General features: G+C 68.2%; 19 protein-coding genes and 4 pseudogenes. 11 read left to right on the forward strand and 12 right to left on the reverse strand.

Going from position 1 to position 23544, the window contains the following annotated elements:
• Positions 1-66 precede the first annotated feature (66 nt).
• The 4 genes from ADL25_RS43365 to ADL25_RS43380 all read right to left on the reverse strand — a co-directional run bounded on the left by ADL25_RS43365 (position 67) and on the right by ADL25_RS43380 (position 3877).
• Positions 67-1155 carry a hypothetical protein gene (locus ADL25_RS43365; RefSeq protein ID WP_059133479.1) on the reverse strand — a complete coding sequence of 363 codons (1089 nt, stop codon included), beginning with the start codon at positions 1153-1155 and terminating at the stop codon, positions 67-69.
• A 314-nt stretch (positions 1156-1469) separates the two neighbouring features.
• Positions 1470-2399 carry a MarR family winged helix-turn-helix transcriptional regulator gene (locus ADL25_RS43370; RefSeq protein WP_319114303.1) on the reverse strand — a complete coding sequence of 310 codons (930 nt, stop codon included), beginning with the start codon at positions 2397-2399 and terminating at the stop codon, positions 1470-1472.
• Between the two features lie 80 nt (positions 2400-2479).
• Positions 2480-2989 (reverse strand): DinB family protein, encoded by a 510-nt coding sequence (locus ADL25_RS43375; protein ID WP_059133481.1) that lies wholly within the window; start codon positions 2987-2989, stop codon positions 2480-2482.
• A 168-nt stretch (positions 2990-3157) separates the two neighbouring features.
• Positions 3158-3877, reverse strand: a complete 720-nt coding sequence (locus tag ADL25_RS43380) for an SDR family oxidoreductase (protein ID WP_059133482.1) — start codon at positions 3875-3877, stop codon at positions 3158-3160.
• Between the two features lie 98 nt (positions 3878-3975).
• On the opposite strand from ADL25_RS43380, the gene ADL25_RS43385 reads away from it, so the two are divergent.
• Positions 3976-4941: an AraC family transcriptional regulator gene (locus ADL25_RS43385; protein ID WP_059133483.1), complete on the forward strand. Its 966-nt coding sequence runs from the start codon at positions 3976-3978 to the stop codon at positions 4939-4941.
• A gap of 428 nt (positions 4942-5369) precedes the next feature.
• Positions 5370-6507 (forward strand): annotated as a pseudogene (locus tag ADL25_RS43390) (RNA-guided endonuclease InsQ/TnpB family protein).
• Between the two features lie 134 nt (positions 6508-6641).
• Here ADL25_RS43390 and ADL25_RS47580 read toward each other — a convergent pair.
• A pseudogene (locus ADL25_RS47580) lies at positions 6642-7550 on the reverse strand (helix-turn-helix domain-containing protein); the annotation flags it as partial.
• Positions 7551-7736: 186 nt separating this feature from the next.
• Between ADL25_RS47580 and ADL25_RS43400 the strand changes: the two are divergent.
• Complete coding sequence (locus ADL25_RS43400; RefSeq protein ID WP_059133485.1) at positions 7737-9281, forward strand: Re/Si-specific NAD(P)(+) transhydrogenase subunit alpha; 1545 nt, start codon at positions 7737-7739, stop codon at positions 9279-9281.
• Positions 9282-9287: 6 nt separating this feature from the next.
• A complete protein-coding gene (pntB, locus tag ADL25_RS43405; RefSeq protein WP_059133486.1) occupies positions 9288-10763 on the forward strand; it encodes a Re/Si-specific NAD(P)(+) transhydrogenase subunit beta in 1476 nt (491 codons plus the stop codon).
• Positions 10764-10932: 169 nt separating this feature from the next.
• Here the strand turns inward: pntB and ADL25_RS43410 are convergent, their stop codons facing one another.
• Both ADL25_RS43410 and ADL25_RS43415 read right to left on the reverse strand, forming a co-directional pair.
• On the reverse strand, positions 10933-11688 hold the full coding sequence (locus ADL25_RS43410) for an SDR family oxidoreductase (RefSeq protein ID WP_059133487.1): 756 nt from the start codon (positions 11686-11688) through the stop codon (positions 10933-10935).
• A 24-nt stretch (positions 11689-11712) separates the two neighbouring features.
• Positions 11713-12597, reverse strand: a complete 885-nt coding sequence (locus ADL25_RS43415; protein ID WP_059133488.1) for a helix-turn-helix domain-containing protein — start codon at positions 12595-12597, stop codon at positions 11713-11715.
• A 321-nt stretch (positions 12598-12918) separates the two neighbouring features.
• Between ADL25_RS43415 and ADL25_RS52545 the strand changes: the two are divergent.
• The 4 genes and pseudogenes from ADL25_RS52545 to ADL25_RS43430 form a co-directional block, all read left to right on the forward strand.
• A pseudogene (locus ADL25_RS52545) lies at positions 12919-13041 on the forward strand (aldo/keto reductase); the annotation flags it as partial.
• Between the two features lie 159 nt (positions 13042-13200).
• Positions 13201-14583 carry an NADP-dependent succinic semialdehyde dehydrogenase gene (locus ADL25_RS43420; protein WP_059133489.1) on the forward strand — a complete coding sequence of 461 codons (1383 nt, stop codon included), beginning with the start codon at positions 13201-13203 and terminating at the stop codon, positions 14581-14583.
• Positions 14584-14671: 88 nt separating this feature from the next.
• Positions 14672-15580, forward strand: coding sequence for an NAD(P)-dependent oxidoreductase (locus tag ADL25_RS43425; protein ID WP_059133490.1), 909 nt, complete (start codon positions 14672-14674; stop codon positions 15578-15580).
• Positions 15581-15615: 35 nt separating this feature from the next.
• Complete coding sequence (locus ADL25_RS43430) at positions 15616-16413, forward strand: maleylpyruvate isomerase family mycothiol-dependent enzyme (RefSeq protein ID WP_059133491.1); 798 nt, start codon at positions 15616-15618, stop codon at positions 16411-16413.
• A 119-nt stretch (positions 16414-16532) separates the two neighbouring features.
• Here ADL25_RS43430 and ADL25_RS43435 read toward each other — a convergent pair whose 3' ends face one another.
• Both ADL25_RS43435 and ADL25_RS43440 read right to left on the reverse strand, forming a co-directional pair.
• Complete coding sequence (locus ADL25_RS43435) at positions 16533-16871, reverse strand: putative quinol monooxygenase (protein ID WP_199839312.1); 339 nt, start codon at positions 16869-16871, stop codon at positions 16533-16535.
• Positions 16872-17281: 410 nt separating this feature from the next.
• On the reverse strand, positions 17282-17983 hold the full coding sequence (locus ADL25_RS43440) for a type 1 glutamine amidotransferase domain-containing protein (protein WP_059133492.1): 702 nt from the start codon (positions 17981-17983) through the stop codon (positions 17282-17284).
• A gap of 227 nt (positions 17984-18210) precedes the next feature.
• Here ADL25_RS43440 and ADL25_RS43445 point away from each other — a divergent pair, with 227 nt between their 5' ends.
• Entirely contained in the window at positions 18211-19116 is a 906-nt protein-coding gene (locus ADL25_RS43445) for a helix-turn-helix transcriptional regulator (RefSeq protein ID WP_059133493.1), read from the forward strand.
• A 115-nt stretch (positions 19117-19231) separates the two neighbouring features.
• On the opposite strand, the pseudogene ADL25_RS43450 reads toward ADL25_RS43445, so the two are convergent.
• The 3 genes and pseudogenes from ADL25_RS43450 to ADL25_RS43460 form a co-directional block, all read right to left on the reverse strand.
• Positions 19232-19483, reverse strand: a pseudogene (locus tag ADL25_RS43450) (VOC family protein); the annotation flags it as partial.
• A 426-nt stretch (positions 19484-19909) separates the two neighbouring features.
• Positions 19910-20491, reverse strand: coding sequence for a maleylpyruvate isomerase family mycothiol-dependent enzyme (locus tag ADL25_RS43455; protein ID WP_059133494.1), 582 nt, complete (start codon positions 20489-20491; stop codon positions 19910-19912).
• A 1-nt stretch (position 20492) separates the two neighbouring features.
• Positions 20493-21080 (reverse strand): TetR/AcrR family transcriptional regulator, encoded by a 588-nt coding sequence (locus ADL25_RS43460; RefSeq protein WP_059133495.1) that lies wholly within the window; start codon positions 21078-21080, stop codon positions 20493-20495.
• 1056 nt (positions 21081-22136) lie between these two features.
• Here ADL25_RS43460 and ADL25_RS51740 point away from each other — a divergent pair.
• Positions 22137-22481 (forward strand): hypothetical protein, encoded by a 345-nt coding sequence (locus tag ADL25_RS51740; protein WP_267889306.1) that lies wholly within the window; start codon positions 22137-22139, stop codon positions 22479-22481.
• Between the two features lie 494 nt (positions 22482-22975).
• Complete coding sequence (locus tag ADL25_RS49545; RefSeq protein WP_115977088.1) at positions 22976-23239, forward strand: hypothetical protein; 264 nt, start codon at positions 22976-22978, stop codon at positions 23237-23239.
• Positions 23240-23544: the final 305 nt, after the last annotated feature.

The raw sequence follows: 23544 nt of genomic DNA on the forward strand, positions 1-23544 counted from the left end.
GCGCCGACGGACCGCGTCAAAGACGCATGGCCGGCCGGATGACCGGCGCGGCCAATCCGCCTACGGTCACGCCGTTTCGGCGTACCGCTCACCCGCGTATGCACGCAGCACCGGCACGACCGCCGTCACGCCCCCCGGCAACCGGTCCAGTCCAGGTAGGACGTAGGCCCGATGGCCGTCGGACAGATGGCTGGGATGGTCGTGGGCGTGTGTGCCGGGCAGCGGCCACACGGTGAGACAGGGATGGGAGTCGGAGCTGTACGGCTGCGGCCCGACCGAGACGGCGGCTATCTGCGCCCACTGGAAGTACCTCTCCTCACCGGCCACCTCGCGCATGCCGATGCCTGCACCCCCGATCCGCAGCCGCAACGGCTTGCGCCAGCGGACGTAGGAGGAGCGCACCTTAATCCAGAAGACGAGTGCGGCGAGGGCCGCCACCGTGACGGGGATCCCGGCTCCGGAATCGTAGTCGGCCTTGTCGGGGTGATAGACCAGGTAGAGGTTGAGCGACACGAACACCGCGCTGCACAGCAGCGCCAGCAGCGTCCAGATGACCGCCTTCCGGCGGGCGCCCTGATCGGCCGTGAAGGTCCGCTCCCCGCCGGGGACACTCAGTTCGGGTCCGGCGACGGTCACCGGGATCGGCGGCCGTACTGCGCGCGGCGCCGTCTCGAAACGGGCGCCGCCGTGCTTGGCGAGCGCAGTGGTGAGCTGCGAGACACTCTGGTCGAGGTCCGAACAGTTCACCAGGGTGTAGCGATTCCGGGCGTCCCAGGTGCGGTCCTGTTTGCGCGGTAGCGTTACGCCCGGCGCCGTCCAGAGCATCAGCCGCGGATCGGGCGGTGTGGTGTCGCTGTCCGCCGCACGATCGTGCCACAGGGCGACGGCATCGACCTGCTCCCAGGACAGGGCGGCGTCGTGCAGCGTGATTCCGCGGCCGTCGATCTGCAGCCGGAAAGGGCCTCGGGCCTTGCGCAGATCATTCCACCCGTGCCAGACCGCCAACGCGGACAAGATCCCGACGAACGCCGCGCCGGGGACGGCGTTTCCGAAAGAGCCGATCAGCCATACGAGCGAACCCGTCAGCACGACGAGCCCCCAACCCGTCCACCGCACCCCGCGTCTTCTCAAGGTCCGCTCGACCGTGAATTCCATTGTTCCGTACCCCCCTTGTCGTTCCTTCCCGGCACCATGATGCGGCCCCCCACCAGCCCTTCAAGGCCCTGCGGATGGGGTGGTTGCCCTTCTGTGACGCCCGTGGGACACCAGCCCCCTTGCCGCCTCCGTCCGTTCACCGTTCTGGCTCCGTCAGGACCGCTTCACCGTGCGGTGGGTGGGCGACGCGCTGTTGGTCTCCCACGCGGTGTTCGGTCCGTCCCCCCGCATCATCCAACGGTTGACTCACGTGGAGGCACACGCCCGGGATATGCCCATGTCTACTGCGACGTGGGCGACCGGAGCCTTCGCCCTCAGACAGGTTTCAGGTCCCGCTGGAACCAGTGGTGGGCGTAGGGCTCGTCGTTGAAGGCCTCGACTTCGACGAATCCAGCTGTCTCGTAGAGGCGCCGTGCCTCGGTGAGTGTCTGGTTGGTTTCCAGCCGCAGTGTCGACGTCCCCCGTGTTGAGGCCTCTTTCGCAAGGCACTCCAGCAGCCGCCGGCCCAGCCCGAGCCCGCGGACGCCAGAGGAGACCCACATACGTTTGACCTCGGCGATTCCGGTGTCCGGGTGGAGCTTGAGGGCTCCGCACCCGACCGGCGATCCCTGGACCGTCGCAACCAGCAGCAACCCGTCCGGCAGGCTCATCTCCTGGTCGCCGGCCGGGATGCTCTGCGCTGGATCGAAGCCGCCGTCGAACCGACGTCCCAGCTCAGCGAAGTAGGACCGCAGGCAGAATCGGGCGTCCGGGTCCCGAGGGTCGGTGATCTCGATACGCACGAGCGACGCGATGACGAGCTTCTCGACTTCGGCCATGGCGGCGACCAGACGATCGCGCTGCGATGCGGTGAGCGGCTCAAGCATCGATGCCGCGAGCTCATCGGAGGAACGATCCAGCAGTGCTCGCTCGGAGGCACCGGCGTCGGTGAGCCGCACCGTCCGCACTCGCCCGTCGTTCTCATCGGGATCGGTGGTCACGAGCCCCTCTGACTCCAGACGCCGCAGCTGGCGACTGACATATCCCGAGTCAAGGCTCAGCCGGGAGCGCAGGACGCGGACCTCTGCGCCCTCGGATCCGATCTCCCACAGAAGCCTCGAGAGGCCGAGCGAGTGCTCGCGTGAAAGGTACGCGTCCTCGAGCGCGCCGATCCGTTGCGTGATGACCCGGTTGAACCGTCGGACCGCCTCGATCTGCTCGGCTTCCATTCTCTGACCATAGTCAGAGAATCGTCGAGCGGGCAAGCCCTCCCTCCGGCGTCAGCAACCTCATGAACCACAACAGTCGGGCGGGCCCATTCCCCGTGCCCCGCGGGAGCGACCGCTCAAGTGAGGACCAGCCAGCGGCGGCCGTCGATGAGCTCTCGGGCCGCGTCGAGGTGGCCGGCGTGGCATGCGGTCTCGGTGATGACGTGCAGCAGGACGTCGCGCAGGGTGTGCAGATGCGGTTCACCGAAGAGGTCATGCGGCCACCAGGCCAGGGCGGCATCAGCAGGGGTGGCGGTGATGACGGCGTCGGAGAGTTCTGCCTCATGCCGATATCCATTGAGCACGTCGACGGCCGGTACTTCCGGCGCCACGTTCCATGCTTCGTCGCCGCTCGTCAGGCCGTGGATGATCTCCGGGTCCCCGGCGAGGACTGCGCGGAACCAGAAACGCTCGACGTCCAGCGCGAGGTGCTGGACCAGTCCCAGGCAGTGCCATCCGGAGGGCAGTACGGGCCGGCGCAGAGCCTCCGCGTCGAGCCCGTCGAGGATGCCCAGAACGTGGCGGCGCTGCCCGTCCAGGGCCCTGAGAAGCGCCCGCACCTCGCTGTCCGGGACCCGTTCGCTCATATTTTCGGTCACGGCCGTCCAGGATCCCTCATTTTCGACGGTGGCGCAGCGAGTTCTCCGATACCCGGGCCACACGGGAGGGGGAGGCCGGCCCGACGTCATCCTGGCCTCATCTCCGCCGGGCACCGCTCCCGTCGGCGCACGATCGGCGCTGGGCCACGCTCACGGTCACCGTGAGTGCCCGGCCCTTGTGAGGAGCGCGCCGTACGTCTCGCCCGGGTCGGCGCTGAGCGCGGCCTTGGCCAAGCGGGTGTCCTCGTCCGCGATCACTTCCAGAGCGCCCGCCTCGAGGCCGTCCAGGGCTTGACGCACGACATCCGCCGGATCGTTCTTCGGGATGTCCCAGCCGCTCATCATGTCGGTGTCGGTGGCGCTCATGAGCAGGCCGGTCACCTGGGTGCCCTGCTCGGCCAACTCCAGGCGGACGCCATTTGTCAGACTCCAGGCCGCCGCCTTGGCTGCTGCGTAGGAGTTCGCCCCCGGATAGGAGAGCCACGACATCCGCGACAGCACGTTCAGGAACGCACCTCCACCGTTTGCCGCGAGGACCGGAGCGAAGGCGCGTACGACGGCCAGCGTGCCGTAGAAGGAGGTGTCCAGCTCGCGACGGATCTTCTCCAGGTCGCCCGTGACGAGGTCCTGGTAGAGGCTGACGCCCGCATTGTTGACGACGAGTGTGACGTCCGCTGCGGCCTCGGCCGCGGCGGTGACGGACGCAGGGTCGAGGAGGTCGAGGCGCAGGCGTTCGACCCCCGCGACGTCCACGCGTTCGGGGTCGCGTGCGGTCGCGTACACCTTGGCGCCGCGTGCGAGGAGCTGCTCGGCGAAGTGGCGGCCGAGGCCACGCGATGCCCCGGTGATCAGTGCAGTGCTTCCTGAGATCTTCATGCGCTCACCGTATGACGCACATGATGAGTCAAGCGATAGCTGTTTTGCGCAATGCGATGGCCATTTGTCTTGCAGTGATGTCCAGGTAGGGTGCATCCGTGGATTTGCTCGCAGAGGTGCTGGCGCTGTCGGACGTGCGGGGAGCGGTCGGTGCGCGGATCGAGGCCGGCGAAGACTGGGGCTGGTGGTGGACATCGGCGACACCACGTGCGTCGCTGCACGCGGTCACCGCGGGAACTGTCTGGGTGGGTCTGCCCGACGGCGCGCCCCTGCAGCTGATGCCGGGGGATGTCGTCCTGCTGCCCGGAGGGGCTGAGCATGCTCTCGGCAGTGACCCGGCAGCAGTGGCCCGCACCGGGCCCCACATGTTCGACGACTGGCACGCCACCGCCTCGGGAACCGTGTCGATCGGTACCGGACCCGTGCGCGCCCGCGTCCTGTGCGCCGAGTACGACCATGATCAGAGCGTCGCGACGCAGGTGCTTTCCCTGCTGCCGGAGGTGCTCCACCTGCGCGCCGATTGTGACCCGGACGGGTTGGCCGAGGACACCGTGCGCCTGCTCGGCCGCGAACTCGCCGCCCAGCGTGCGGCCACCGGCGTGGTTCTTGACCGGCTGGTGGACGTGCTGCTCGTCCAGGTGCTGCGGGCCTGGCTCGCTTCCGGTGGGACGTCGGAACCCTCTTGGCTCGGGGCCCTGGGCGACTCCGTGGTGGGAGCCGCCGTGACCAGGCTTCATGAGGAGCCCGCAAGGCCATGGACGACCGCCGCCCTCGCCCGTGAGGTCGGCGTCTCGCGGGCGACGCTCGACCGCCGCTTCACCACTGCGACCGGTGAGTCACCGGGCGCCTACCTCACTCGCTGGCGGATGGACCTCGCAGCCCGGCGTCTACGTGACACCGACGACAGCCTCGATGCGATCGCAGCCTCGGTCGGCTACTCCTCCGCCTATGCCTTCAGCCGGGCCTTCCGCCGGGCACGCTCCCAGCCGCCGGGCCGGTTCAGGGCCTGCACCCGCTCCGAAGACGGCCCGGCCCGGACCGGCGTTGCCACTGCGGACGACTGATATCGCCGACACGAGTATGTCGGGGTCGGTGAAGTCGGTGGCCGCGCCCGTCTCCGGGGCGCGCCTTCGATCCGCGCCCTACAGGTCCGTGGCCATGGAGACGCCGAGGGCAGCAGTGACGACCCACGCCGACGGCTTCGTCACGCGGTCGGAGGCCGGGATCGAGATGAGCCTGAGGCATGGTTTGCGGCGTCCTCCGCATACCTGGCGAGTCCTTGCAGCATGCGCTGCGTGATGGCGATCACTCGGTTCCTCGAGGATGCCCGGGCCTTGAGGTCGGGGAGGAATTGGACTCCTGCGGAGCGGAGCAGGGCGGGGGAAGGGCAATCGCCGCCGGGGCGATTGGCGGTCCACCACGGCATGGGGTGAGAAGGCCCGTCTTGATCAAGAGCTCTCAACTGTCAGTCCTCCCGGATAGATTCGGGTTCATGACGACGGACGCGACGACGAATGGGGATGCCGGGCACGCCCGGTACACGTACCGTCTTCGCGTGTCCGCCGGCGCGCGGGCTGCACTCGAAGCGGAGTGGGACCGGTGCCGCTGGATCTGGAACGAATGCGTGGCCAAGTCCAAGGCCGTGTACCTGGACAACAAGGTGCGTTGCGAGGACAAGCTGACGTGTGGTCCAGCGCAGCTCGACAAGGTGCTGACCGAGGCGCGCCGGGTGACGCCGTGGCTCGCGCAGGGCGCGAGTGTGCCGCAGCAGCAGGTCATACGCGACTTCGCGACATCGCGGGCGAAGGCGCTGGGGGACATCAAGGCGCGGCTGCCGATGCGGCAGCGTGCAGGGATGCCCCACTGGAAGAAGAAGCGGGAGGCGGACCCGTCGTTGAACTACACCCGGCGTGGGTTCCGTCTCAAGGACGGGCGCCTGCACCTGGCGGGCGGGATCGTACTGACGGTGGTGTGGTCGCGCCGGCTGCCCAAGCCGCCGTCCTCGGTGCGCGTGTACCGCGACTGCATCGGACATTGGTACGCGTCCTTCGTGACCACCGCCACCACTGAGCACCTGCCAGAGACCGGCCGCATGATCGGGATCGACTGCGGCGTCAAGGAGACCGCGACCACCACGAGCGAGGACCACGACCTTCCCCACGCCCAGCACGGGAAGAAGGCCCAGGCGAAGCTATCGCGCTACGACCGGATGATGGCCCGACGCCGACCGGCCAAGGGGCAGGCCTCCTCGAAGGCCTACCGAGAGGCGAAGAAGCTGCGCGCGAAGGCGTACGCCAAGGTCGCCGGGCAGCGTCAGGACACCGGCCGCAAGTGGGCCAAGTCCGTGGTCTGTGACCATGACCGGATCGCGGTGGAAGACTTCCGCCGGAAGTTCCTCGCGAAGACCACCATGGCCAAGAAGGCGGCCGATGCCGCTCTCTCGGCTACCAAGCGCGCCCTGATCGAGATGGGCCGTAAGCATGGGCGGGATGTGCGCCTGGTGCATCCCGCGCACACCACGATGGAGTGCCAAGAATTCCGCGTTCGTGATGCTGGTCCGGGTGGGTTGGTGCCCGGCAGGTGCTGAGGGCTTAAGACCTTCCGGGCCGCTGGCCCGGAAGGCTGCCTGAGCCTGGAATTCCCACACACGCCCGAAGGCGCCCCGCAAGGGGCGCCCGGCCACAAGGCCGGGCGGGAATCCCCCGCCTTCAGACGGGGAAGCCTTCAAATCTTGCGGTGCTTGCGGTCGCGGTCGGTAGACCGACGGCCGGACGCCGACGTGGCGCAGGAACGCCGACGACAAGGGGCCGGGGCCGGCGAAGCCACACCGCTCGGCGATCTGCTCAATGGTGAGGGTGGTCTCCGACAGCAGTCGTTGTGCCAACTCGATGCGTAGCCGGGTGAGATACCGATGTGGCGTCTCACCGGTGGAGTTCCGGAAGACGCGTACGAAGTGGTAGACGCTCAAGTGCACCTCGGCCGCGATGTCGGCGAGAGTGAGCGGCTCGGCCAGACGGTCCTGCATGATGGCTGTGGCATTGCGGACAGCGGTGTGCTCACCGTCCGGTACACGCGGATCCCGCCCCTGAGACAGCAGGTGTACCGCGAGGAACGCGGCAGCCGACTCGGCGTAGAGGTCACCCGCCTCCCGATGGGCCGACAGCGACTGTACGAGGTGTTCCAGCATCGGGTCACCCGTGCCCAGCCCGGCCGATATGGCCTCGAAGTCCGGCTGTCGCTCACCCAGTTGAGCCGCTGTCCGCTCGTTGACAGCGCCCGGGATGCGCACCTGGACGGTGGACAGGGCGGATGTCGCTGCGTAGCTGCGCATGGTCGAACGACCCGGCACCATGAGTTCCAGCCGACCGGCCGTCCAGCGTCTCTTCGACGACGTCCCTTCGGAGCTGACCTGCATGTCGGCCTGCCCGGCAGTGCAGAGCACGAGATGCAGGTCGGAGGTGCCGGGCAGGTGCAGGTCCTCGACCTGGCGCGCGTGCGCGAAGCACTGCACAAGCAACGAGCTCCAGTCGGAGTCGTTCCAACTGCAGTAGCTGCGCCGTACGTACTGTGCCATGTCGACATCGCCGTAGGGCGCCAGATCGAAGTCGGGCGAATCGAACATGCCGGGAGCTTGGCGATGTCCGATGCCGGCCGACGGCGTGAAGCGGCACATCACCAGCCCGCATGCCGGGCAGTGGCGGCAACGAGACGCCTCCGCCCTGCGTTACATCTTCAGGGAAGGCACTTCTGACGAGCCTCCAGCCCCGTCCGCTCACCGAGCAATGGGGTGGCGAGCGGGCCGGTGGTCGGGTAGGAGTGTGCCTTCAGCCCCAGGAACACGTAGTGGAACAGGAGAGTGATGTTGGATTCACCCCCACAGCAGGTCGGTGTCGTCACCGAGGCCACCGCCGGGGAGACCCGTGTGGCGGCCACACCGGACAGTGTCCGCAGGCTCCTGTCCCTCGGCTACGAGGTCGTCGTGGAGCCGGGCGCCGGGGCGGCCTCGGGCTTCTCCGACGACGCCTACAACGAGGCGGGCGCGCGCGTCGGCGACGCCTGGCAGGCGGACGTGGTCCTGAAGGTCAACGCCCCCTCGCACGAGGAGATCCAGAAGCTGCGCGACGGAGCGGTACTCATCGGCCTGATCGCCCCCGCCCACAACCCCGGCCTCGTCGACGAGCTTGCCGAACGGTCGATCACGGTCCTGTCCATGGACGCCGTACCGCGTATATCCCGTGCCCAGTCGATGGACGCGCTCAGCTCCATGGCCAACATCGCCGGATACCGGGCGGTGATCGAGGCGGCCCACGTCTTCGGACGCTTCTTCACCGGTCAGGTCACCGCGGCCGGCAAAGTGCCGCCGGCCAAGGTGCTCGTCGCCGGGGCGGGCGTGGCGGGTCTGGCCGCGATCGGTGCGGCGGGCAGCCTCGGCGCGGTGGTCCGGGCCACCGACCCGCGGGCCGAGGTCGCAGAGCAGGTACGTTCCATGGGCGGGGAGTTCCTCGCCGTGGAGGTGGAGCAGGAGGCGAGTTCCGACGGCTACGCCAAGGCGACCTCCGAGGCCTATGACCGGCGAGCCGCCGAGATCTACAGCGAGCAGGCCAGAGACGTCGACATCATCATCACCACCGCGTTGATCCCCGGCCGCCCGGCTCCGAGGCTGATCACCGCGGCTGACGTGGCATCCATGAAGCCCGGCAGTGTCATCGTCGACATGGCCGCCGCGCAGGGAGGCAACGTCGAGGGCACCGTCAGCGGGAAGGCGATCGTCACGGACAACGACGTGACGATCATCGGGTACACCGATCTCGCCGGCCGACTGCCCGCGCAGGCTTCGCAGTTGTACGGGACCAATCTGGTCAATCTGCTCAGGCTGCTGACGCCCGGTAAAGACGGGCGCCTGACGCTGGACTTCGACGACGTCGTGCAGCGGTCGGTGACGGTGGTACGCGAGGGAGAGAAGACCTGGCCCCCGCCGCCCGTCGAGGTGTCGGCGGCGCCGGCCCGGCGGATCCCGGCGCCGCCGGCAGCGTCTCCGCAGATCAAGGAGGCGCGCCTGTCGCCGCCTGTCCGCTACGGCCTGATCGGTCTCGGCATGCTCGCGATGTTCCTCCTCATTGCCTTCTCCCCAGCCCAACTGGTCGGCAACTTCACGGTGTTCGCGCTGGCCGTGGTCATCGGCTACTACGTGATCGGCAAGGTCCACCACGCCTTGCACACACCTCTGATGTCGGTCACCAACGCCATCTCGGGGATCGTCGTGGTCGGGACGCTGCTGCAGATCGGCCACGCGGGACCGGCCGTCAGCGTGCTGTCGTTCGTGGCGATCATGCTCACCACCGTGAACATCTTCGGTGGATTCGCCGTCACCCGCCGCATGCTCGGCATGTTCTCGAAAGGCTGATGATCGATGAACTCGACCACGGCGGCCCAGGCCGCTGACATCGTTGCCGCGCTGCTGTTCATCTTCAGCCTGGCCGGACTCTCCCAGCACCGTACCTCGCGCGCCGGAGTGGCCTACGGCATGGCCGGCATGGCGCTGGCGCTCGTGGCCACCGTGGTGGCCGCGTCGCAGGACGTGTCGGCCACCGCCGTCCTGCTGATCGTGGTCGCCACCGTCATCGGCGGCGCCGTGGGCCTGTGGCGGGCCCGCAAGGTGGAGATGACGCAGATGCCCGAGCTCATCGCGGTACTGCACAGCCTGGTCGGTCTGGCCGCCGTCCTCGTCGGCTGGAACAGCTACTACGAGGTCGAGGCACACGGCGCCGCGCAGACCGCTGTGACCCAGGACCTGCTGGGCATCCACCATGCCGAGGTGTTCATCGGCATCTTCATCGGCGCGGTCACCTTCACCGGCTCCATCGTCGCCTTCCTGAAGCTGTCTGGGCGGATCAAGTCCCGCCCGTTGGCGCTGCCGGCCAAGAACGCGCTCAACCTCGGTGCTCTGACGGCCTTCGTGGGCCTGACGATCTGGTTCACAGTGGCCCCGAGCCTCGGCCTGATGATCGCCGTGACAGCCCTGGCGCTGACACTCGGCTGGCACCTGGTGGTCTCCATCGGCGGCGGGGACATGCCGGTGGTCGTCTCGATGCTCAACAGCTACTCGGGCTGGGCGGCAGCGGCAGCGGGCTTCCTGCTCAACAACAACCTGCTCATCGTCACGGGTGCGCTCGTCGGTTCCTCCGGCGCCTATTTGTCGTACATCATGTGCAAGGCGATGAATCGTTCGTTCATCTCGGTGATCGCCGGTGGTTTCGGCGTCGAGGCGCCGTCGGGCGGCGAGACCGAGCAGGGCGAGCACCGCGAGACCACCGCCGAGGAGACCGCGGAGCTGCTGGAGAACGCCACCTCCGTGATCATCACCCCCGGCTACGGCATGGCGGTGGCCCAGGCCCAGCACCCGGTGGCGGAGCTGACGCAGGCGCTGCGCCGGCGCGGGGTGCAGGTACGGTTCGGCGTTCACCCGGTGGCCGGGCGGCTCCCGGGGCACATGAACGTGCTGCTGGCCGAGGCCAGAGTGCCGTACGACGTCGTGCTGGAGATGGATGAGATCAACGACGACTTCGGCGGCACCACGGTGGTGCTGGTCATCGGCGCCAACGACACCGTCAACCCGGCGGCGGAGGAGGATCCGTCCAGCCCCATCGCGGGGATGCCTGTGCTGCGGGTGTGGGAGGCCGAGAACGTCATCGTGTTCAAGCGGTCCATGTCCTCGGGCTACGCGGGTGTACAGAACCCGCTGTTCTTCCGCGAGAACAGCCGCATGCTCTTCGGCGACGCCAAGGAGAGCGTGGAGCGCATACTGCGCTCGCTGAGCGCGACGGACCCAGGTTCAGCCGCGTCGAACGAGGGCCGGGAGGCGGCCGGACAGCCCACCCCCGTGTGAGAAGCGGCGGTCGCGGTGGGGCGGGGAGGCGACGGCCTCCCCGCCCCACCGCGTTTGGCCGGGAGCCCTCCCCCCTGCGCACACCGAGGGCCAACTTCCGACCAGGGCTTGCCAACCCCCGAAGCCACTGTCCGCCATAGGCGTGCGCGGCGTGCTCCAGGTGGTGGTCTCAGTCTCGGGGCAGCATCGCGAGCGCCTGGGAGCGCTGTGCGACCAGCTCGGCGTAGCTGCCGTCGCGCTCCGCCCAGCGATGCATCTTCACCCGCTCGACGAGTATTTCGTTCGGGGTGGGGTCCTGAGCCAGGAGCTGCATGACCTCGGTGGCGAAGGCGTCGAGCGGCAGCGCGTGCGGATTCACCTGATCCTGTCCGGCTGTGGCCACCGCCGGCGGCACGAGTTCGACGACCTCGACACCAGTGCCGTCCAGCTGTGCGCGCAGCGCCTCCGAGTAGGCGTGTACGCCGGCCTTCGAGGCGGCGTAGGTCGGCATCGGGGGGAACGGCAGGAAGGCGATGCCCGAGGTGACGGTGATGATCGTGCCGGTGCCACGCTCGATCAGATGCGGGGTAAAGGCATCCACCACCCGGATGGTGCCGACGAGGTTGGTGTTGATGGTTGCCTGCGCGGCTTCGAAGTGTGCCGGGTCGCGCAGATCCTCCAGCAGCATGACACCCGACATGGCCACGACGGTGTCGAGGTCGGGGTGCTGGGCAAGCACAGCGTCTCGCGCCCGGCTGACGGAGCCGTCGTCCGTGACGTCGAGCTCGGTGGTGCCGAATCCTTCGGCAGCGAGCTGGGCGAGGACTTCCGGATTGCGGCCACCGACGATGACGGTGCTCCCCGCGGCGGCGAATCGCCTGGCGAGTTCACGGCCGATGCCCGAGGTGCCGCCGACGACGAGAACGGTGCGTGAGGTGATGTTCATGAGATCCCTTTCCAAGTGGACCTCTCAATCCTGCGAGGCCTCGTCGGACCGGGGGAGAGCCCCGCTGGGACGGGGAGTGGCAGGACCCCCTCTGCCGTCGGCCGCATACGAGGCGAGCAGCCGCAGCTTCTGCTCGCTGTCGCTGCCGTGATCGGCGTAGTAGACGACCAGGATCACGTTCTCCACTGCGAACTTGTCGCGGTGCAGATCCATCTCGCCGACGACCGGATGGCTGACGCGGGCAGTGCCGCCCTCAAGCTCGCGCACGTCATGGCGCGCCCACAGTGCGCGGAACCGCTCGCTTGAGAGAGCGAGCTCTCCGACCAATTCGATGAAGCGGGGATCGTCGACGTCTTCGCCTATTTGTCGGCGGAAAGCGGAGATGAAGTCTGCCGCCGCAGTCGTCCAGTCTCGGTGAAACGCCTGCTCCTCGGGGTCGAGCATGAGCGAGCGCAGCCGGTTCTCGCCCGGCCGGAGACGCGGCGAGAACGCCACTGCCAGGTCGTTGGAGGCGAGCACGTCGAAAGCGCGGCCCTCGACGAAGGCCGGCAGTCCGATCGTGGCCAGAAGCTGATGCAGGCGAGCCGGGACGCGCTCCGGTCGGTGACGTCTGCGGGTCCGCACACGCGGCGCGATCATGCCCAGCAGATAGCTCTGCTCCACCTCGTCGAGCCCCAGGACTCGGCCGATCGCCTCGAGCACCTGAGTGGAGGGATTCTTGTCGCGTCCGCGCTCGAGCCGAAGGTAGTAGTCCGCGCTGATCCCCGCCAACATCGCCACTTCCTCGCGGCGCAGGCCGGGCACGCGCCGGTTGGCGCCGGCGGGGATTCCCGCTTGCTCCGGGCTCACCAGCTCGCGACGCGCGCGCAGGTACTTGCCCAGCCGGTTGTCGTCGTGCGAATCGCTCATAACGGCAGCGTATGCCGCACAGCACGAAGGATCCGGGGCCCTGTGAGACCCCCCTTGTATCCTGCGGATCCTGCGCCACGTCCTGCGATCATGCGAATCGGTGGCGGCCACGACGCTGCACCGAGGCGCTGGTCGCACGAAGGACGCCGAAGAATTCGGTGCGGGCCGAGCGGCTCGTCGGCCTGTCGCCCAGCTGACAATGCGGGCCCGCCGCCCCGGCCCCGGCCATGGACGGCCGCCCCGAGTACAGCCGCGAGCACATCGAACGCTCCTTGAAGCGACCGGGCACCGACCACGTCGGCCCGTACTGCCCATCGTTTCGACCCGGACGTGCCCATCGGGGACACCATCGCAGTCATAGCCGAGCTGGTCGGCGAGGGGAAGGCGCGCCGGCTCGGACTCAGCGAGGCAGCCGACCCGACACGCATCCGGCGGGTCCATGCCGTGCAGCCGATCGGATCAGCGCGGTGCCGACCGTGTGGTGCCTTCGCGCCCTGCCTCGAGCTGGGCATCGGCCTGGTGTCCTGCAGGCAGCCCTGCGGCTCGGACGATGGTACAAATGGGTTAATTGCCGGTTTTGTGGTGCGGCCATACGGTGGATTTATGGCTATCGCAACGACGAGTCCTGTGACAGGTGAGGTCCTCCGGAGCTTCGACGAGCTGACTCCTGAGGAGCTGGAGGACAAGCTCGCCAGGGCGGCGGCAGCGGCCGCCTCGTACCGGCTGACGAGTGTCGAGGAGCGGGCGGAGTGGCTCCATCACGCGGCCGACCGTCTTGAGAAGGAGATCGAGAGCGTCGGCCGGATGATCACCTCGGAGATGGGCAAGACGTTCCGTGCGGCGGAGCAGGAAGTGGTCAAGTGCGTCCATGGGCTGCGTTTCTACGCCGCCGAGGGCCCCGCGTATCTGCGGGACCTGGAGGCGGACGCAGGCCGGGTGGGCGCCAAGCAGACGTTCGTCACGTATCAGCCGATCGGTGTGGTGCTCGCGGTGATGCCGTGGAACCTTCCCCTGTGGCAGGCCATGCGGTTCGCCGCGCCCGCTTTGACGGCGGGGAACGTGGGGCTGCTCAAGCACGCCTCGAACGTGCCGCAGTGCGCTCTCTACCTGGAGGAGCTGTTCCGTGAGGCGGGCTTCCCGGACGATGTGTTCCAGACCCTGCTGATCTCCGCGCGCAGGGTGGAGCAGGTGTTGCGCGATCCGCGGGTGGCGGCCGCGACACTGACCGGCAGTGAGCCGGCGGGGCGGTCGGTGGCGACCATCGCCGGTGACGAGATCAAGAAGGTGGTGCTCGAACTCGGCGGTTCCGACCCGTTCATCGTCATGCCCTCCACGGATCTGGAACGGGCCACCGATGTCGCGGTCACGGCGCGGTGTCTGAACAACGGCCAGTCCTGCATCAACGGCAAACGGTTCTTCGTGCACCGGGACATCAGCGACGCGTTCATCGACATGTTCGTGGCGAAGATGGGTGCGTTGGTCGTGGGCGACCCGATGGACGAGGGCACCGACGTGGGACCGCTGGCCACGGAGTCCGGCCGCCGGGATGTCGAGGCCTACGTGGAGGACGCCGTCGCGAAAGGCGCGAGGGTTCTGTTGGGCGGTGAACGCCCGGACGGGCCGGGCTGGTTCTACCCGCCCACCGTGCTGACCGGCATCACACCTGAGATGAACATGTACCACGAGGAGGTCTTCGGACCCGTGGCGCAGGTCTGGACGGTCGACTCGCTCGAAGAGGCCCTGCGGGAGGCCAACGGGCATCCCTACGGTCTTGGTTCGAATCTGTGGAGCGAGGACGAGGCCGAGCGGGAGATGTTCGTCCGCGACGTGCAGTCCGGCATGGCCTTCATCAACGGCAACACGACCAGCTTCCCCGAGATCCCCTTCGGTGGCGTCAAACGCAGCGGATACGGACGCGAGCTGTCCGACCTCGGCATGCGGGAGTTCATGAACGCCAAGACCGTCTGGATCGGCCAGGACACCTGAACCCGGTAGCTGGGAGGCATTCGACACCAATGGCCTGCGCGCCGGACATTGCGGCACGCAGGCCCGCCGAGCGCATGGAGACGCGACGATGAGCGGAAAGCACCGGAAGACGTCGTCAGGGCAGAAGCGGCCCATGGTCGCGGTGCTCGGCACGGGCACCATGGGAGAGGCCATGGCACGCAACATCGCGGCGGCGGGGCTCGGGGTGCGCGCCTGGAACCGCAATCGTGCCCGCGCCGAACCGCTGGCCGGCGCCGGCGCCACGGTGTGCGACACGCCGGCCGAGGCATGCCGCGGCGCCGACGTCGTGCTGACGGCGCTCGCGAACGAGAAGGTGGTCGCCGAAGTGATGGACCAGGCCCGTGACGGCCTGGGCGGCCACCCGATGTGGGTGCAGACATGCACGGTGTCCCCGGACGGGGGTCGCCGTCTCGCGGAGCAGGCGAGCCGCCTGAACGTCCCGTACGTCGAGGCTCCCCTCCTCGGCACCAAGGAACCGGCCGTGGCCGGCACCCTGACCATCCTGGCCGCCTCGCCCCAGCAGGACGCACGGGAACGGGTGCGACCGGTGCTGGAAGCGGTGGGTTCGCGCACCGTATGGCTCGACGATGTCGGTCAGCCGAGCAGCCTCAAACTCGCCTACAACGCCTGGGTCCTGACCACCGTCGAGGGCATCGCCGAGTCCCTCACCCTGGCCGGCACCCTGGGGGTTGACCCTCACCTGGTCATCGACGTCATCGACGGCAGTGGTCTCGACAGCCCGTACGTCCAGAGCAAGGGCCCGAGGATGCTCGACGACGACCTCGACACCCCGTCCTTCCCTCTCGAAGCGGCGGAGAAGGACGCCGGCTTGATCACTGACACCGCACGCGCCGCCGGCCTGCACCTGGGCATCGCGGAAGTCGTGCGCGAACGCCTCGACCGTGCGGCCGACGACGGACTCGGTCGCGCGGACGTTGCCGCGACCTACCGTGTGTCCCGCCAGGTTGCGACCTGACCCGGCCGTCCTTCGAGCGAGGCGAAGGAGGAACGATGACCGGCGCCGGCATCGCCGCCGCGCGTTCGAGCACGGCGCAGCTGGCCGAGATCGTGCCCCAGGTGGACGACGTGCAATGGGAACTGCCGTCCGCGTGCGACGGCTGGCGGATCATCGATGTGGTGGCCCACCTCGCGGCCCTCGCCTCCGAGGCGGTGGACCCGCCACCGCCCGATCCCTCGCTGCCGAAGAACCGCGAGCGCTACCACGACGTGCGCGTGGACGAACGCCGCGGCTGGAGCCATGAAGACGTCCTCGACGAATGGCGGCGCAGCAGCCCCCGTCAACTGGACCTCCTGGAAGCGGCCCAGGAGCCGCCCGGGGCCGGTGAGCCCGTCGAGGTACCCGGACTCGGAACGTATCCACGCCATCTCCTGGCGAACACCATGGCGTTCAACGTCTTCTGTCACCTGCGCAACGACATGCTCGCCCCGGACGGCCCCCTCCCCTTCACCCTCCCGGAACCGGCTGACGACCAAGTCGCCCCCGCCGTCGAATTCATGCTCGCCGGCCTGCCGCAGATGCAGGGACCCGAACTCACCGTCACTGTGAACCGGCCGATCGTCCTCGACCTGACCGGGCCGGGCGCCACGACCGTCACCATCCTCCCCGCGAACGGGCCCACTGGGCAGTTGACCGTGACACCCGGCGCCGACGCCACCACCCAAGTCCGCAGCACGGCCCTCGACTTCATTGCATGGGCCACGACCCGGAAACCCTGGCGCGACTACTGCAGCATCACAGGGGACGCATCCGCCGCGACACCGTTCCTCGACTGCCTCAACATCATTTAGGGGTTTCGACAGAAGCAGTTGATCATGTACGTCCCGGTCCGGTTGCTCGTTGGTGCAGCTGCCGGGGAAGTGCCTGCCGGAGTCGGTGCGTACCCGTGCCATTGCGAGCTGCGTGTCAACTACTGCACCGTTGTGACGACCGCATGGCGGTCCGCGAGCAGCGGCACGATGCGCTCCAGGACGAGGGTGCGGAAGTGGACGCTGTTGCGGTGCGCGTCCAGCGCGGACTGGTCGGCGTAACGCTCGACGAGCACGAAGTCGCCGTTGTCGGCGCCGTCCGGGCGGTACGCCTGGTAGCCGAGGCAGCCGGGCTCGGCTCGAGATTGCTGAATCAGTTCGGGCAGCAACACTGCGATCGTCTCGCTCCTGCCGGCACTCGGACTCCAACGAGCGATCACGACGACCTCGCCGGGTCGCGCATCGTCCAGAGGCCAGACGGTCGTGGGGGTGTCGCTCACGGGTGTGCGCTCCTCGTGGTCGCAGGGACAGCTGGTCCCGACCCCCGTTGCCGCACTGCTCCGGGGTCGGCCGTGCATCAGGGAGGCACGACGGCGGTCAGGGTTTGCCACGATCCGAATCCTTCTTGACTCGCGGGCTCCTGAGGCCGTTCGACACGGGAAGCGATGTCACCAGTGGCGGTATCCGAGCCTACGCAGCCACCACACACCGCGTCCCGCCCGCCCCTCCGTTGCCAATGACCGGCCACCGCCCCACGAACTCGTGGTCTGAGTGATCGGCCAGTCTTCGCCAGGTTGTTGATGGTCGGACGGCGCGAATGACCGGGTCACAACGCCAACTGTCCCCGCCTGCAGCGAAGCGCGGCCACGCCGGGCCCCACGTGCCACAAGCGGGGATGAAGCGAAGCGGATCAGCGGCCGGTGAGTGCGGCGACGATTCGCTCGGCCAGCGGCTTGCTGGAGGCGGGGTTCTGGCCGGAAAACAGATTGCCGTCGACGACGACGTTCGCCTGCCACGCCTCTTCCGCGGAACGGACGACCGCCCCACGCGCCGTGAGCACGGTCTCGACCAGCCATGGAGCCCGGTCGGAGGTGCCGTTGAGCCGCTCTTCCTCATTGGTGAACACGGTCAGGGTGCGTCCGGCGAACTGCCAGCGTCCGCCCGGCAGATTCGCCGACAGCAGCGCGGCCGGCCCGTGGCACACCGGGGCGATGATCTTCCCTGCGGTGTCGGCTTCCACGAGCAGGCGCCCGAGATCGGGGTCGTGAGCCAGGTCCTCCATGGGCCCGTGCCCACCGGGGAGGAAGATCGCGTCGTAGTCGGCAGTGTCGACGGCGGACAGCGCGACGGGGTTGGCGAGGGCTTCGGCTGCCGCGCCGATGTAGTCGGCAAAGGCCTCCGCCTCGGTGCCGGCGACCTCGGGCCGCAGGCTCACAGGGTCGGCTGCCGGCTTGCCGCCCTCCGGGGCGGCGACGTCGACGGTGAACCCGGCCTGAGTGAGGATGCGGTGCGGAACCACGAACTCCTCGGCCCAGTAGCCGCTGGGGTGCTTGCTGCCGTCGGCCAGCGTCCAGTAGTCGACGCCCGACATCACCATCAGGATCCTGGTCATATTGGCACTCACTTTCTTCGGTCGGTATGCCATCTGCGGATGAGCAGTAGTGAGGGACGGGAAATTGGGCCGGTCCCTCCGGTGGGCCCCGCGATCCAGGACAACACGCGACTCCGGCAGCGCACGGGCCGCTTCCCGGCCCTGAACTGCCAGGGAAGCCGCTGCGTAGGACTCAGCGACCCCCCTTCCCCGGTCGACCGAGCACAGCCGCGAGGGAGAATGGAGGTATGGCCCGCAACGTCGAGCTCAGCGAATTTCTGTGCCGTTCCCGCGCACGTATCACCCCCGAATCGGCCGGACTGCCCGAGCGCGGGGCCTATCGGCGGGTCCCGGGGCTCCGCCGCGAAGAGGTCGCCCAGCTGGCCGGGGTCAGCACCGACTACTACACGCGCCTGGAGCAGGGACGGCAGATCAGCCCGTCAGCCGCTGTGCTCGAGTCAGTGGCCGCAGCGCTGCGGTTGGATACCGCCGAACGCGCCCACCTGTTCGACCTCGTCGGGCCCAATCCAGGCCGAGCCCGCCGTTCGGCACCGACCGTGCAGCGCATCCGGCCGGGGGTACGGCGTTTTCTGGACTCCTTCACCGACCAAGCCGGCTTCATCCTCGGCCGCCGTACGGACGTACTGGCCACCAACCACCTGGCCCGCGCGCTCATGACCGACTTCGACGCCATGCCCGCGCGTGAACGCAACCTCACCCGCTGGATCCTGCTGGATGAGGAGGCCCGCGCCCTGTATTCGGACTGGGAACAGGTCGCCACCGAGATGACCGCCATTCTGCGGCTGGATGCCGGCCGTCACCCCGACGACACCCGAACCGCCGAGCTGGTGGGCGAGCTGGCGATGAAGAGCGAGCACTTCCGCCGCTGGTGGGCCGACCACCAGGTCTTCGACCGCACCCACGGCCACAAGCGCCTGCACCACCCTGTCGTCGGCGACCTTGTCATCGACTACCAGGCCTTCACCGCGCTCGGCGAGACCGACCAGACACTGTTCCTGTACCTCCCGGCCGAGGACCAGGCCTCCCGGGACGCCTGGAAGCTGCTCGCCAGCTGGAGCGCCCAGGAACCAGCAGCACCGCCGGTGAGGGACGGCCACAGCGGCGCATCCCTACGAACCCCGCACACTCGGTGACATTCCCGACGCTGCGTGTGACACCCGGACTCCTGACACCGCAGCCCAACCCACCCGGCGCCACGGCACATGAGAACGCAAGGCTCACCTGCCGGGGTGGCGCCGGAGCACTGTGTCAGGACGGGGCGAGGACGCAGAACTCGTGGCCCTCCGGGTCGGCGAGGACCGTCCACGGGACGTCGCCCTGGCCGAGGTCGATGCCGCCGGCACCGAGGCCCCGCAGCCGGGCAACCTCGGCTGCCTTGTCGTCACCGGGGTAAGGCAGCAGGTCAAGATGGACGCGGTCCGGCACGGTCTTCACGTCGGGCGTGCGGAGGAACTCGAGATACGGGCCGACACCCTGCGTCGAGCGCAACACCGCCTGATCGTAGCTGCGGTCGCCAAACAAGGAGCAACTCGCTCACCGGCCGCCATGGTCGGCCCGCGTCGGTGGAGACCCCAGCCGGGTTTTACGGGTGCCCGTCGGGCTGCGGTGAAGCGTCCGCAGTCCGACGGTCAGCGTTCTGCCGGCGTCCGAACGAGTTGTCCCTTCGGATGACTCCGTGACCTTGCGGACCAACGGGAAGGCACGCCCACGGAGCTCAGAAGACGATTCTGGCCCTGCGGGCAGCCGCGAGGGCGGACTCGGCTCCGGAGACCAGTTCCAGTGCCACGTCGGTGTCACGACCGGCCAGGGCGCGCATGTAGTGCAGCGTGTCAGCGCGTATGACCGCCTTCGGCTCGCCGGAGCCGATCAGCCAGGTGCCGCCTGCAGGTCCGGTGAGTTCGAGAGCGATAGGTGCCTCGGACCAGGTCAGGCCAGATCGCGGATGGCCCGTTCGACGATCTGCCCGTCGTGATCGCCGATGGTGATGGTCTGTCCCGTCGCCCTTGCCAGATCGATGCGGTGCATCCATAGGTCGCGGTTGTAGATGGTGTCGAGCAGGTGGCCGACGGACACCCGCGGGGCCGAGGGCATGCCGATGTCGAGATTGGCACGCCGCATGAGCCCGGGACGGCTCCGACGGGCTTGCACGGCCCGGGGCCACAGCTCAGCGAACTCGGCGACCAGGCCAGGGCCCGATGCCCCGGTGTGGTCTTCGACCTGTGCCGCCATGTGGGCATCGATGGGGCCCTTGCTGCGGTGACGTCGCCTTCCCGCGATCTCCCGGCGCAGCATCGTGCGCAGGCTGATGTTGTCCTCGCACTGCGCGACAAGATGGGAGACCAGGGTGCGCACATCCCATTCCACACAGTCGGTGGGACGCTCCCAGTCGTCGTCGCCGAGCTTCTCGAGCACTTGCAGAGCAGCCCGGCCCTCGGCCTCAGCGATCACGGCCGAACGGTCGCGGTCGATCTGCGCCAGACCTGCGGCATCGACAAAGGTCTGAGTCATCTCACTCGCCCTCCCTTGGGGCGTAGTAGCGGAAGAACATGTCCACTGCCATGCCCGTGAGTCGGGCGAAGCGGCCTTCTTCGACCTGTGCGGATGGTTCATTGGCGAGCTGCTGGCTGATCACGCCGGAGACCAGCGCCGTGTAGAGCGCCACGCCTTCGTCGTCGGCGGCTTCGGCGGCCAACTGCCCGGCGTGCACGGCGGCCTGGAGAGCTGATCGCAGGACTTCCAACAGACGCACCGAGGGTTCGTAGGCCTGGGGGGTTGGTTCGAAATTGGGTACGGGCCGCCAGTACAGCAGCTGCGCCAACACCGGATTGGCCATTGCCCAAGCGACGCTGGCCTGTTGACCCGCCACGATGACAGCCCGCGGATCCTCGGCGAGCCGGGCACTGTAGGGCTCCAGGACATCGGCCGATTCACGTACTCCGCGCTCGAACAGGGCGTCGTAGATGGCCATCTTCGATGGGAAGTACTGGTAGAGCGAGGGTGGACGCACTCCCACCCGCCGGGCGACCTCGGCCATGCTCAGCCCGGCCACGCCGTCCTCCGCCATGACTTCGATCGCCGTGTCGAGGATCTCCTGCACGGTCTCGTTGCGCCGTCGAAGCCTCCGGTCTTCCCTCATGTAGATAAGAAAACCTAATGCCAGTAGGGAAGTCAACGCCTCTTCAGCTTTTCCGACGTCGAGGCAGGGTCAACTGCTCGCGCCCGTCGTCCACTTCCCCCACGTCAGCGTGCACGGGACCGGTCTGTCCCCAGGTCCGCTCCGAGCGGCATCTGCATCACCGACAGGCAGCGGGCCCGCCGTGCAGCAAACTCGGCCCGGCCCGCTGGTCCTTGAGGCGGTGCCGACTTGTGGCCTCAGCGCAACTGGTAGGGGCTGAGGCGGAGCCGGGGTCCTGCCGAGCCGAAGTCCTGCTGGGGCCGCAGTGTTGCCGGGATAGGGCGGGTGCCGGTGCGTACTGCAGCGCCGGTAGGGCTGGAGTCAGGCTTGGTGGGCGCTTTCAAGGGGTGTGTGGGTCGTTGTAGACGAGGGTGTCGAGTTGGATGTTGTAGGCGTGGTGGAGGGTCCAGAGGGTGGTGAGGCTGGGTTGTTTGGTGCCGGCGGCTGTTTGGTGCCGGCGGCGAGTCGGTGGAGGGTGGATCTGCTGATGCCGGTGCGTTCGGCCATGGCGGCGACGGTGTCGTCGCCGTGTTCTCTGGCTTTGACCAGGAGTGTGGTCATGTGTAGGCGGAGCATGGTCTGGGACCCCCTCTGGGAATGCGTTTGTGCGGTTGGCCCACGCGCACGCAACGTATGCAAGTTGTCGGCTTGGAGTGACGCAAGGGTATTTTGATGCGCACAGGAGTTCGGTGTTGGTGATGTGGCCTGTGTGTTTGTGGATCTAGGGCTGTGACCTGCGAAGGTGCAGGTGTGCAACTGGGGGGCAGTAGTTGGCATGTGCGCTACCCTTCGGGGTCGGCGCGCTACTCTCCGGGCATGCGGAGTATGGAAGATCCCCCCCACGGGAGTCGGGCAAGGCGGCAGGCGCAGGCGCGTCGGGTCGGTGCGTTTTTGACGGCGGTGGCGACCGCGGCCGGGTATGACGTGCGGCGGCGGCAGGGCGGTCGGGCGCAGTTGGCGGCCGTGACCGGTTTGAGTTTGACGACGATCAGTCGGACGTTGGACGGCAAGACGTTGCCGCTTCCTTCGCAGCTGACGACCTGGGCGACGGTCCTCAATCTTGATCACCGCCGGATGCTGGTGGAGAGCGGTCTGATCCCGGAGCAGCGCGGGCCGCAGACGGTGGAGAAGGACGTGGTGGTGGCGTCGGCGCTGTCCGTGCAGGAGGCGATGGATGCGTGGGGGATCACCGATCCCATCATCCGCAAGACGCTCGGCGGGAGCATCACCCAGGCGATCCAGTTGCAGAAGGAACTGGACTCGGCAGGGGACTGGGGGGAACTGGACTCGGCAGGGGACTGGGGGGCGGTCGCCCTGGGGTGACACGGACTCGACAGAGGAACGAGCCCCTTCTTCAACCGGAAGATGCAACGTCCGCCCCAGCGGCGGCGGATGAGATCGCCGAGCCTCTCGGGTGCTGCCGGCCTGCCGTGTCCGCTGCTCTGGCCGTGTGGTGGTGGCGGGCGCGGCCCCTGAGTGTCCAGGGTGGTGCCGCATGAGTGATTCGCGGTCCCGGCCAGGCGTGCGCCTGCGGGTTGTTCACCTGCTTGCTGCTCCGCGTCTGTCCCGTTGAACGCCGTGTGAGGGCCAAGTCGGGTGCCTGGTGGGCCGGGTTGCCGTCGCGGCGCATCGCGAAGAGTGTCGGTGCGTCGTGACGTCAAGCTGAGGCGCGCTCCAGGGGCGTGTCCGGGTTTTCGCGGGTTTTTCTGGGTTGATGCGTGCCAACACGCCCAGAGGTATGGGGGAGTACCGGGGTTTTTGTGTGGGCGTGTCAGGATCGGCGGGTTGGTTGTCAATGCCGGGGAGAGGGGCGGCGGATGCTCGTTGTGCAGGGTGCCTCGGTGACTGCTGTCGTTCGTGGCAGTACGGGTGAACCGGTGATTTTGCTGTCCGGGAACGGGCATCGGGGTGTGCCGGAGCAGGCGCTGCTGGAAATGGTGCAGGCGGCTTCGGCTGTTCTGAGTGAGGCGGAGTTGCGTGTGGTCAGCCATGCGATCCCGCGTCTGCGGGCGGGTCGGGCGGATTCGCGCGTTGCGGTCGACGGTGAGGTTTTGACGGTCTACAGGCTGTCCGGCGACTGACCCGGGCTGGAGTTCGGAGTTCCCGATGGCAGCGGCGGGCTCGGGGCCCGTCTTCTTTCTTTCCGGGCAAATACGCGTCGCCCGCCGTCGGCGGAATTTCGACGGCGGGCGACGCGGCTTCATGGAAGGTGGATGTGCTGTTGGGTCAGTGGCGGCAGCAGTCCCAACCGTAGGAGTACAGGCTGTAGCGCCCGTGGCGGTAGCGGCCCAGGTCCCAGCCCGAGTGCCGGTCGCAGCGGTTGCGGTACCTGTCCCAGCGCCAGTAGTCGCGGTCGTTGCCGCGGTACCGCCGCAGGTCGATGCCG

This window comes from Streptomyces sp. NRRL F-5122 (genome assembly GCF_001507435.1).
Classification (GTDB): Bacteria; Actinomycetota; Actinomycetes; order Streptomycetales; family Streptomycetaceae; genus Streptomyces; species Streptomyces lannensis.